Origin of the sequence: Pseudoalteromonas sp. A601 (genome assembly GCF_002165575.1) — a bacterium.
Lineage (GTDB): Bacteria > Pseudomonadota > Gammaproteobacteria > Enterobacterales > Alteromonadaceae > Pseudoalteromonas.
The window spans coordinates 160712-173095 of the sequence record NZ_MXQF01000002.1; the positions used below are offsets into that span (position 1 = coordinate 160712).

Genomic DNA, 12384 nt, shown 5'->3' on the forward strand with positions numbered 1-12384 from the left:
ACAGGAAGTTACAAAGCGGACGAATGGACAGGCCTTAAAGGCAACACAATGGAACTGCTTAATAAAAGGATAGCATCAGGACGGTGCGTAACGGATGGGTAATAGATTTTACCAACATGGAAGAACGGATACTACTTGGATACAGGCCCGGACAGCCTAAATTACGCAGAACGAATAAGTAAAAGCGTAATAACATGGATTAGTAAAAATTAGGAGTTGATTAAGTTCAATTGCAGGATGCAGAAAATTAGAAGATTCCGCAAGCGCGACTAGAGATAGTACGCGCTTTTCTTTTGCCTGAAGTTCAACTATCAAAAAAAACAATATTTTATTTACAAAACATTTTAATAAATATTTATATCTTATTGTAATACATGCAACGTATAACTTTACTCGCTATAGTGGCCGACCTTTATTTCGTTTACCTAATAAATATGCATCGCGAAACTTCATAAAATGCTGTTCAAGTTTATGGGATGCATCAAACTCACCCGCTAATGCTAACACCATGATTGCGACTTCAGCAGTGCCAAGTTGATGTGCATGAGGTGCAACCCGTAAACGGTAATCCGACAGTTTTTCAGCTGTAATCGATAATACCGGTAAGTTATCAAGATATGGACTCTTACGAATCATTTTTTTGGCCTCACGCCATGTGCCATCCAAAAAGATGAATAATGGTCGCTTACTCGGTTGCAGTTTAACCTCAGTTATTACTCGATCAGTATCTTCAACATCTGTGGCAGGAAAAATCACCATAGGCTGATATCGACAATCATTTAACAAGGCTAAAAGTTCACGGTCAGGGTCTGTTCTGTCCCAACGAAAGGCATAATTATCAGGCACTATTTCAGCGATTAAACGCCCCGTATTAGAAGGTTTAAAGCTTTCATTATGATACATAAGCATACAGACAGCTGCATTACACTGAGCCTGCTCAACGCCTTCACAAATACAATAATGCTTTGCAATCAAACACTGTTCACAACGGTCCATTTTACCGCCACGAGCATTAAACTCACGTCGAGATTCGCTAATTTGCTGCGCTCGCAAGGTCAAGACAGCATTGTTTGAAGTGTTAGTCACAGTGATTAGATACCTAAAAATTGCTCGGCGCAGTGTACGTAAAGTAAAGAGAAATCAGCTATCAGCTATCAGCTATCAGCTATCAGCTATAAATTTTGCGCATATTAACTGACGTGTCAAGACTAGCTTGCCTTAAACTGACGGCTGACGGCTGACGGCTGACGGCTGACGGCTACAAGCTTACAGCTTTTTATGCTTGTGTTGCGTTTCTCTGGCGCAGCACTTCAAACAAACAAATGCCCGTGGCAACGGATACATTAAGGCTTGAAACACTTCCTGCCATTGGGATTTTAACCAGTACGTCACAGTGCTCGCGAGTTAAACGACGCATGCCTTCACCCTCAGCGCCCATTACAATGGCCATTGGGCCTGTTAGGTTTGCATCAAATACATGGGTGTCAGTTTCGCCAGCCGTGCCAACTACCCACACACCTGCATCTTTAATTTCACGTAAAGTACGGGCAAGGTTTGTCACTTGAATAAGCGGAACTGTTTCGGCTGCGCCACACGCCACTTTTCTTGCTGTGCCATTAAGCTTTGCTGACTTATCTTTTGGCACAATAATCGCATGAACACCGGCTGCATCGGCGCTACGTAGGCAAGCACCTAAGTTATGCGGATCTGTAATACCGTCAAGTACTAATAAGAACGGAGTGTCTTCACGAGCAATGATCACATCAAGATCTTTTTCATTGTATGTCGGCGCCGCTTTTACATTGGCAATGATGCCTTGGTGCTGCTCATCTTTTGCTTTGTTATCAAGCGCTTTACGTTGCATAAACTGTACTGAAATACCAAATTTACGTGCTTCATTAATTATCGGAGTTAAGCGCTTATCATCACGCCCTTTGAGGGCGTAAATTTCTAAAAAACGCTCAGGCTCTTTTGCTAAAATCGCTTCAACAGAGTGAAAGCCAAAAATTAATTCATTACTCACGTATTATTTGCTCCTGGGCTGGTACGTTTACGGGCATTTTTGCCGGGTCTTTTTGGCTTTTTAACAGCCTTTTTCTTGGTTTTCTTTTTAGTTACGCCATCGGTTGTCGCTTTTACTTTAGTACTACTGGCAGGTTTCTTTTTACCTTTACTACTGCTTTGTGAGTCTGATTTACCCTTAGTACCCGCTGATGACTTACCTTTGCGAGGCTCTTTTTCATCACCTTTTTTACCAGGGATTTTACCCGCTTTTAATTGTGAACGAACACTCGCTGGGGCATGACCCCCTTTTGCAGAACCACGACGGCGTGAATAACGGTCTTGTGCAACATCACCACTTAAGGTTAAGTTGATACGGCGCTCATCCAAGCTAACAGATGCTACCTGAACAGTTACCTTATCACCAAGACGATATACCTTGTGGGTTTGCTCTCCAATCAAGCAATGTTTAGCTGCATCATGCTGAAAATATTCATTACCTAAGTTGGTTACATGAATTAAACCATCAATTTGTAAATCATCTAAACGAATAAACAAACCAAAGTTTGTTACCGATGAAATAACGCCTTCAAACTCATCTCCTACATGATCTTGCATGTATTCGCACTTAAGCCAATCAGCAACTTCACGGGTCGCATCATCTGCGCGGCGCTCAGTGGTCGAACATTGCTCGCCTAATTGATCAACTTCGTCATCACTATATACATAGTCACCGGATGTTTGCATGCCCTGTGCTTTTAAAATACCTTTAATTGCACGATGCACCACTAAATCAGGATAACGGCGAATTGGTGAGGTAAAGTGTGCGTATTCACCCAGCGCCAAACCAAAGTGACCGATGTTATCAGCTTGATACACAGCCTGCTTCATCGAGCGCAGCAACATGGTTTGAATAAGCTCAGCTTCAGGGCGATCCCCTAACCTAGCGAGTACATGGGTGATTTCTTTTGGCGTTGGCTCATCACTAAGTGTTGATTCAATACCAAGCTCAGACAAGAACTGCCTAAAATTACCAAGCTTTTCGCCATCGGGCTCATCATGCACTCGATAAAGCGCGCTGGCTTCGTGTTTTTCAAGCATTTTAGCCGCAGATACATTGGCTAAAATCATACATTCTTCAATTAACTTATGCGCATCGTTACGTACCACTGGCACGATTGATTCTATCTTACGTTGGGCATTAAATACAAAGCGGGTTTCTAATGTTTCAAACTCAATCGCACCACGCTGTTGGCGTGCGGACTTAAGTGCCATGTACATTTGCTGTAAATCAGTTAAATGCGGAACCACAGCTGCATATTCTTTACGTAGCTTTTCATCGCCTTGCAAAATGGCATTGGTTTTAGTGTAGGTTAAACGCGCATGCGAGTTCATAACCGCTTCATAGAAGCGATAACCAGACAGTTTACCTGCTTCTGATACCATCATTTCCGCAACCATACATAAGCGATCAACTTCTGGGTTTAATGAACATAACCCATTAGAGAGTACTTTTGGCAGCATCGGAATAACTTGCTCAGGAAAATACACTGAGTTACCGCGTTCAATCGCTTCTTTGTTAAGTGGCGTATTCATGCCAACATAATGCGATACGTCAGCGATGGCTACCCATAAGCGCCAGCCTCCGGACTTTTTACGCTCACAATAAACTGCATCATCAAAATCGCGGGCGTCTTCACCATCAATCGTTACTAATGGTAAATCACGTAAATCTACGCGGTTTTGTTTATCGGCTTCTTCTACAAATTCACCTAAATGGGCAACTTGTTTTTCAACCGCTTCAGGCCATATATGGGGAATATCATGGTTACGTAGCGCAACTTCAATTTCCATTCCTGGCGCTAAATGCTCACCAAGTACATCAACAACCTTACCTACCGCATTCATATTACGGCTTGGATTTTGAGTTATTTGTACTTGCACCATTTGATTATGGCGAGCACCTTTTTCTGTACCAGGTAAAATAATAATGTCTTGGGTGATACGTGGATCTTCGGCCACAACAACCGCAATACCATGCTCAACAAAATAGCGGCCAACAATCGGCGCACGTTCATTGGTCAGCACTTTGATAATTCGCGCATCACACTTGCCGCCAGAGCCACGTTTAGTGCCTTTAGCTAGTACAATGTCACCGTGCAGCACCATGTTCATTTGATGCTTGGCAATAAACCAGTCTTTACTTTCGCCTTCAACTTCTAAAAAGCCAAACCCATCTCTATGACCGATGACCTTACCTTTAGTCAGGCCGGCTTCGTCAATTAAAGCGTAACATTTAAACTTATTAAAATATAACTGACCATCGCGCTCCATAGCTCTCAAACGGCGTTTAAACGCAATTTGGCGCTCGTCGTCGTTCACCGCCATTTCATCACATAACTGCTGAAAGTTGGCTGGTTTTGCACGGTCTTTTATATGAGTAAGTATAAACTCACGGCTTGGGACAGGGTTTTCGTACTTTTCTTGTTCTCGACTGAGATTAGGATCTTGGTTTGACATTCACTATCTTGTTAATTGGTTATGTTGTTATTTTAACCCATAACCGAACAATGAGACAGGCAAAAGCTATGAAACTTTTAAGAAAGCCAATTTAGTAACGTTAAAATGGATAAAAAAGGCTATAACCAACCTTTTTGCTTGGCTATTCGTGCTGCATCGACTCGGTTACTGGCATTTAATTTGGCAATGGCTGCTGATCAATAATGACGCACAGTGCCCCCTCTTAAGAATAACCTTGCGGCAACCTCTGCGGTTTTCAACCCTTCACTGGCTAACGGCAATGCTTTTCGTTATTTTTCTGATTGTTGAAAATAAAACCCTGCGCCAAACACTATCACTTAAATCAGGCTGTAATGTTCTGAGGTTGTAAGTAACATATGAGGTTTAGCATCTGAGTATTATTCATAGCTCACCCACCTAACAGAAGTTAATCATCTCAATACGTTAACTATCTCTTTTAAAGCAGGCTTAGTGTAGTGTAAATTGTCATTAATCAAACTAACTTTTGTCATAACCAACATATAAAAAGCAACAAAACTACGCCACTAACTTTACAGTAAAATGCTAATTTTTAATGATTCAAAAGAGGTAAAATGCAGCCACAACAACAAAGCCTTATCTATTTACACATAGCAGTACTGTTGTTTGGCGGCACAGCTTTGTTTGCTAAATTAATTAACCTTAATGCATTAGATATTACTGTTTACCGCACTGCAATCGCAGCGGTTGCGCTTTTAATATTGTTAGTGTTACAAAAAAAAGCAATTAGGCTACACTCACTCAAAGATTACGCTATAGCGCTTTTTTTAGGGGTAACAGTGGGACTCCATTGGGTAACTTATTTTTCCGGAATGCAACTAGCTGGTATTGCCGTGGGTATGATTGCATTTTTCACTTACCCTGTTATCACCGTATTTATAGAGCCTTTTTTTCATGGCAATAAACCGAAACTAAAAGATTTAATAAGCGCTGCTGTTGTCATGGTAGGAATCTATTTACTAACTCCTGATGCAGACATTGGTAACGATGTGACTCTAGGTATCATAATAGGCATCATATCGGCTTTTTTCTTTGCTTTTCGAAACATCATCCATAAACGCTACTTTAGTCAATACGGTGGCCCACAGACTATGCTTTACCAAACAGTGATTGCGTGTCTTATGTTATGTGCATTCATTGAAGTACCTATTATGCAAGTAGCTCATTATGATTTGAGCTTATTAATTGTTGCAGGCGTTATTTTTACGGCAACACCACACTCGTTATTTGCAGCAAGTTTACAGTATTTATCTGCATCAACGGCAGGGCTTATATCTTGTTTACAACCATTATATGGTACATTTTTAGCCTTTTTATTATTACATGAACAACCTTCATTACTGACTTTAGTCGGTGGAACTTTAGTGATCAGCGCAGCGTTTTATGAAACCTGGTCAGTGACACGGAAACACAGATGATGAAAATATTTGCTCACCGCGGTGCAAGCGGTACTTATCCTGAAAATACGCAAAGTGCAATCAAAGCAGCCGTTGAAATAGAAGTAGATGGTATTGAAGTTGATGTACAAAGTTGCTCAGACGACTACATGATAATCCATGATACTTGGCTTGACCGAACCACCAGCGGACGCGGTAAAGTAAATAAGCTAAGCCGTGAACAAATTCAACGCTTTGATGCTGGCAATGGGGAATTTGTGCCGACTCTTAGCCAACTTATTGATTGGGTAGCCAATAAAACACTGATTAATTTAGAGCTCAAGCATACTTTTTCTCTGGATAAGTTTGTTGCACAAATTGAAGCGAGTGTAGCAAATAATAAGCTCTCTCGTGATAACCTTTTAGTGTCTTCCTTTGATCACCATCAACTCATGTGGCTTAAACAACAGTTACCATGGGTAAAAATAGGCGCTTTAACGGCCTCTATCCCAATTCATTACGCAGAGTTTGCTCAGCGACTTCATGCATACAGCATTCACATTGACAAAAACTTTATTAATCATGAGTTTGTTGTTGACGCAAAAAGCAGGGGCTTAGAAATTTATGCCTATACTGTTGATAAACAAGAAGACATTGAACAAATGCTAGAATATGGTGTCGACGGCATTTTTACTAACTATCCGTGCAATACTAAAATGATTTTAAACTCAATCTAATGAACATTTTCAATGGCTGTGATTTAACCTATATTCTTGAATTAATTTAAATTTGAGCGATACTGAGTTAAACACGATGCAACAATCAAGTGGACCATTAATGAGTGGGTATATGCGTATTTATAATTTTATCGAACAGAGTTTATTCTTCACTTTAACACGAAAAATAGTGGGCAATCTAATTTTTGTTTTTACTTTTCAATTGATTACTCTAATTTGGTTGTATCAATCTCTAAATGAGAAAAATGCGAGTACAGGCTTATTTTGGTTGCTGAGCGGTCTCATTGTCATAGGTTTTGCTTTTACTCTTTTCTACATGCGTTTTTTAATTGTGCGCCCAGTAACAGCTATGCGCGACACCCTCGCTCAAATAAATCAGCAAGATGCCAATCTCGGGGCTAAACTCCCCCAATTTACTTATGACGAATTTCGTGAAATAAGCGAACAATATAACCAGTTTACCACTCATTTAACTGAGTTACTTGCAACTACCTACCAAAGTGCACAAGCAAGTGCGCAAAGTAACAATGACGTTACTCACTCAATGCAGCAAACAGCAGCATTAAGTGAACAGCAAATTAACTTTAGCCAAACAATTACATCAGCGAGTAATCAAATAACCGACAATTTACAAGGTATTGTCACCAATACTGATAATGTTCATGAAGTGAACGCTGAACATTTACACTTTGTAACTAACTCTGCAAAAGAACTCACAGAGTTAGTTTCTCAAGTAAAATCTATTGGGCATGTCCTTGGTAAGTTTTCAGAAACGATTACAGGGTTAAAGCAAAATAGTGAAAACATTCGCAGCATTTTAAAAATGGTCGAGGAGTTTTCAGACCAAACAAACTTATTAGCTTTGAATGCTGCGATTGAAGCAGCTCGTGCGGGCGAAGCAGGAAGAGGGTTTGCGGTTGTCGCTGACGAAGTTAGAACCTTATCTGTAAAAGTAAGCGACGCGACGCGACAAATTAGCGACTTTATTAATCAAATGGACTCACTTGTTGGCCAAACAAACAAAGAGTCTGAACAATTAATGGGCTACTCTCGCAATGCTGAAGACACAATAAGTAAAACCTCTCATGGCTTTACTCAGCGACTCATTGAATTTGAACAAAACCAACAACAACTTCAACAAATAGTCAGCGCTGTACACCAGTTAGAACAAACCCAAAACCAGACGCATAAGACCGTTGAGGAAATTGTAGCACTAGGTTCACAAGCTAAATCTCAAATAGATGTAGCACTAACTGATTGCCAACAATCACAAAGACTTAGTGAACATACTCAACAACAGTTAAAGCGCTTTGTTGAGGAACAGTGATTTTGCTCAACGATTATGATAAATTGCGCCGCTATTTTTCATGATTAGTGTACCCACGTGACGAACCCAACGCCTAATTACCAACAACTTGCTTTAGATATAAAACAATGGGGTCTAGAGCTCGGCTTCAGCGAAGTCGGTATTACCGATATTGATTTAACTAAGCATGAAGCTCAACTTCAGCGTTGGCTTGATTTAGGTTATCACGGCGATATGGAATATATGGCAGCACATGGCATGAAACGCGCCCGCCCCGCAGAGCTTGTCCCTGGCACACAACGGGTTATTTCTGTCAAAATGAACTACTTGCCTCCAGATGCAAGCTTTGCTAAAAACCTTAAAAATACCGACAAAGCTTATATTAGCCGCTACGCGCTTGGTCGCGATTATCATAAATTGATGCGCAACCGTATAAAAAAGTTAGGTCAAAAAATAGAACAACATGTTGAACACCTTGGTTTTCGTCCATTTGTTGATTCAGCGCCCGTCATGGAGCGTCAACTTGCAGAAAAAGCGGGCCTTGGTTGGCGTGGCAAGCATAGTTTATTAATAAACAAAGAAGCTGGCTCGTGGTTTTTTCTTGGAGAGTTATTTGTTGATATACCGCTGCCGATAGATAAACCTAATGAATTTGAAGGCTGCGGAAAATGTGTTGCATGTATAACCCTTTGCCCTACAGGGGCGATTGTTGAACCGTATGTAGTTGATGCACGCAAATGTATTTCATACTTAACCATTGAATTGCAAGGTCCAATCCCTGAACAATACCGTGCGTTATTAGGCAATCGTGTTTATGGCTGTGACGATTGCCAATTAGTATGCCCATGGAACCGCTATGGCCAAATTACCGATGAAGCTGATTTTCATCCACGTAAACAACTAAAAGATAAGGATTTACTCGAGCTTTTCACCTGGAATGAAGCAACATTTTTAAAAAATACCGAAGGCAGCCCTATAAGGCGTATTGGCCACCAACGTTGGCTGCGCAACTTAGCCGTTGGACTAGGTAATGCAAAGTTTAATCAAACAATCATTAATGCCCTCAACAGCAGTCGAGAACATGCATCTGAATTAGTAAAAGAACATATTGATTGGGCCATCGAACAACAACTAAAAAAACAAAAGCAGCTCCGTAAAACTGCTCGTTTAATCAGAATTGTTGAAAAAGGCCTACCTCGAGACGCATAACCTAGTTATTTATTAAAAGAGTTAAGTCTTGCTCAATCTCGTTAAATGCAGCTTTAACGCCTTTTACAGACGCCTCACGAGCCACTGAGTTTTGGATCGTTTGATCTACCTTCTGATAAATAAACATTTCTTGGTCATCATCCAACCCCATACTCGGGATCCGCTCTTCGAGCTCTTCTTGCAAGCGCTTAAACACCGCTTCATTAGCGACTCTATTTTTATCGAGTAATTCAATCAAATCTTGAAACTTTTTATGTAGCATAGTAACCACATTATTAAAATTATCTTGCTGAGATTCTAATTTTTTACTAGTTAGAATTGCACGTAATTGCTGCTCAGTTACACTCACTATAAAACACACATGATCACGAATTCGGCCATGCTTATCTGGATCGTGATCTGGCATATTTAAAATCAGCATACTAATCAACTCATAGTTAACTAAAATACGATGGGAAAACTCATGTAAACGCCCTTTGTTCTTTAACATATCAAATAGCTCTATTACGATAGGTGAACAACTACCATTTAAAGCAAAATGCTGTGCAGGCTCAGGGTCTAATCTAAACTCAATATTACTTTGCAGATCAAAACTATTCAGACAATTAACCAAGGCTTGGCCTAGGTCTTTAACGTTATCTATTAATGCAATACTTTCAATGTAGTTAACTATTTGCCCCATTTCACTGCAATTGGCCATTGCATTAAAAGCCGTCGATGTTGCATCTTCTACCTGTTGCTCTAAACTTGCTTTTTCAAGTAACACGTCGTTTAAATGGACAAGTTTTGCTTTAAGTTCATCTTGGCTAAATGGCTTAACAATATAATCTTCCGCCCCTACAGCATAGCCTTCCATACGCTCCTCCACCGTACCTCTAGCAGATACAAACATGACGATCATATTTTCCGTCTTTGGGTTTGCCTTTAATTGCTTACACACTTCATAACCATTCATTTTTGGCATACTAACATCAAGCAAAATAACTTGTGGTGAGAACTCTTCGACCATACTTAAGCATTCAGGGCCGCCACTTGCTACTTTTAACTCAAAGGGAAGGTCTGCTAAAATTTCTTCAATTATTTCGAGGTTAAAAGGTTCGTCATCCACAGCTAAAATTCGAGTTAAAGGCATAAATATATGTCATCCATTCTTATATTGTCTTTTAATAGTTTAGTCTCAAAAAAAACACTTACCAGTCAGTCTAAGTAATTTATTTCTCCTGTGTACGAGATGTCATTGTTTTCAGCGGTAATTTAACCTTGATTGTTGTGCCGCCTAAATCATTATTATGCGCAGTAATATCACCTTGATGTAAAAGCACAAATTCCCTACATAAAGCTAAACCTAAGCCAGTTCCTCCGGAACCATTATTCGTTTTACTACTTTGAATAAATTTTGAGAAAACATGTTCTAATTCATCTTCAGGAATACCCACGCCACTATCAATCACCTCTATCATTGCATGCTGTTCTATTTGCATTAGTGTTAAGGTTATATAGCTATGAGGACCACTAAACTTCAGCGCATTGCCTAAGATATTGCGTAAAAGTTGATTTACTTGTTCTTCGTCACAATCAGCTACGACAGATGTTTCGGGGGGCTGGTATGCGATTTCTATTTCTTTTTCCATCGCAGTCCCCGCAACATCCTCTATCGCTGTTTTAATTATATGGCTCAAGTCATGTGCCTGTGGATTAAAGGGAAATTTACCTACATCTAGTTTAGATAAATCTAATAAATTATTTAATAATGAAAGTAAACGTTCACCGCTGGATTCAATTCTAGTTAAGTACTTGAGTATTTTATCCGCGGAGAAATCCCCTTTACGAAGCTTCTCTAACCCAAACCGAGCAAAACTTAAAATTGAGTACATGGGGGTTCTTAACTCATGAGACATATTCGCCAAAAATTCTGATTTACTATGATTAGCAGCTTCGGCTAAATCTTTTGCTTGTTCCAATTGACACGTTCTTGCACGAACTTGCTCCTCGAGCATATCTTTAGCTTCTAATAAAAGCTCCTCTTTTTGTTTCAAGTGCGTTACATTCTTAAAGATAACAGCCAGTGCTATTTCCCCATGATGGTCAATCTCATTAAATGAGCCGACTAAAGGAATTCCAGATCCCTCTTTTTGAGGCAGATATAAATCACAGCTAAACTGTCGGTTTAAATTAAGTGTGGTTATTTTTTCTTTAATCTGTGAAATCGAGGGACTATCTAATAGCTCGAACACCGAACGCCCTTGAAAATCTTTAGCGGCTAAAGAAAATAAGCGTGAACAAGCATCATTCGCTTCAATAATTTTGCCATTACGCTCAAATAACATAATCGCATCTGGGGTATGCTTATAAATAACACGCAATAAACTGTCTTTTTCAATTAGCGCATCAACAGTATCTTGAAGTCGCTCAACTAGTTCAGTGTTATGACGCTTTAATAATTCAGTTTGCCAAAGTTTATGTAGAGATTGTAGCAATACATTTTCATCAAGTGGCTTTATTAGTACATCTTCAACACCTTGGCGAATTGCTTCAATCATAGAGACTTGATCGGGTTTTGAAGTAAACAACAGGCAACGACATTGTGGCTGTAACCGCTTTAACTTGGCAAATACTTCAAGGCCTGACCCATCAGGTAAACTAAAGTCGCTAAGCAACAAGTCAAACTTTTGCTTGTTTGCATGAGCTACAGCTTCATTTAAAGTACTTGCGGATTTTGTTGGAATATGTGCGCCGAGCAAACTTCTCTCTATTTTTCTAGCCGCTGGGGAATATGGTCGACGAGCAATACGGTGGGTAGTTGTAAAATAAAATCAGAGCCAAGTTCTAAGATGCTTTCAAGTAAAGAGCTGATCTCTTTATTGACAAAAAACGGATAGATAACCACCGCATTAGGCATCAACCTGTTAAGTTCACTGAACGCATTTAGCTGCTCGCCATTTTCAGCTTTGGGGGCTAATAATAAAAAATTATCTTTACTTACTTGGGCCACTAACAATTGTGCTATATCTAATGGCGTGCCATGTGCAATAGCAATTAAGTCATAGTCGTTTAATAACTCTTCCTCATGCAACATTGAAAAATGAGTCAATTCAACCTCACAGCCTATGAGTTCAAGTAACACTTTGACTCGCATTGCTAATACACTACTGCTATCAACGATTAAAATTTTTCGCACAAGTTAACCACACTCTAA

At 39.8% G+C, this 12384-nt stretch carries 8 protein-coding genes and 2 pseudogenes; 4 read left to right on the forward strand and 6 right to left on the reverse strand.

Annotated elements, in window-relative coordinates:
- Nucleotides 1-396: 396 nt before the first annotated feature.
- The 4 genes and pseudogenes from B5G52_RS02240 to B5G52_RS22265 all read right to left on the reverse strand — a co-directional run.
- The gene (locus tag B5G52_RS02240; RefSeq protein ID WP_087531073.1) at nt 397-1086 is read right to left on the reverse strand and encodes a tRNA-uridine aminocarboxypropyltransferase; all 690 of its coding nucleotides are present in this window, start codon (nt 1084-1086) and stop codon (nt 397-399) included.
- Nucleotides 1087-1276: 190 nt separating this feature from the next.
- Nucleotides 1277-2023: a 23S rRNA (guanosine(2251)-2'-O)-methyltransferase RlmB gene (rlmB, locus tag B5G52_RS02245; protein WP_087531074.1), complete on the reverse strand. Its 747-nt coding sequence runs from the start codon at nt 2021-2023 to the stop codon at nt 1277-1279.
- Nucleotides 2020-4521 (reverse strand): ribonuclease R, encoded by a 2502-nt coding sequence (gene rnr / locus B5G52_RS02250; RefSeq protein ID WP_087531075.1) that lies wholly within the window; start codon nt 4519-4521, stop codon nt 2020-2022. The genes rlmB and rnr overlap by 4 nt, the downstream gene beginning before the upstream one ends.
- 119 nt (nt 4522-4640) lie before the next feature.
- Nucleotides 4641-4823 (reverse strand): annotated as a pseudogene (locus B5G52_RS22265) (response regulator transcription factor); the annotation flags it as partial.
- 291 nt (nt 4824-5114) lie between these two features.
- Here B5G52_RS22265 and B5G52_RS02260 point away from each other — a divergent pair.
- From B5G52_RS02260 to queG, 4 genes are all read left to right on the forward strand, one after another.
- Nucleotides 5115-5978: a DMT family transporter gene (locus tag B5G52_RS02260; protein ID WP_087531076.1), complete on the forward strand. Its 864-nt coding sequence runs from the start codon at nt 5115-5117 to the stop codon at nt 5976-5978.
- On the forward strand, nt 5975-6673 hold the full coding sequence (locus tag B5G52_RS02265) for a glycerophosphodiester phosphodiesterase family protein (RefSeq protein ID WP_087531077.1): 699 nt from the start codon (nt 5975-5977) through the stop codon (nt 6671-6673). The genes B5G52_RS02260 and B5G52_RS02265 overlap by 4 nt, the downstream gene beginning before the upstream one ends.
- 100 nt (nt 6674-6773) lie before the next feature.
- Entirely contained in the window at nt 6774-8000 is a 1227-nt protein-coding gene (locus B5G52_RS02270) for a methyl-accepting chemotaxis protein (protein ID WP_087531078.1), read from the forward strand.
- 57 nt (nt 8001-8057) lie between these two features.
- Nucleotides 8058-9188, forward strand: coding sequence for a tRNA epoxyqueuosine(34) reductase QueG (queG, locus tag B5G52_RS02275; RefSeq protein WP_087531079.1), 1131 nt, complete (start codon nt 8058-8060; stop codon nt 9186-9188).
- Nucleotide 9189: 1 nt separating this feature from the next.
- On the opposite strand, the gene B5G52_RS02280 is transcribed toward queG, so the two are convergent.
- The gene (locus tag B5G52_RS02280) at nt 9190-10320 is read right to left on the reverse strand and encodes a PleD family two-component system response regulator (protein WP_087531080.1); all 1131 of its coding nucleotides are present in this window, start codon (nt 10318-10320) and stop codon (nt 9190-9192) included.
- 79 nt (nt 10321-10399) lie between these two features.
- A pseudogene (locus tag B5G52_RS02285) lies at nt 10400-12324 on the reverse strand (ATP-binding protein).
- Nucleotides 12325-12384 lie beyond the last annotated feature (60 nt).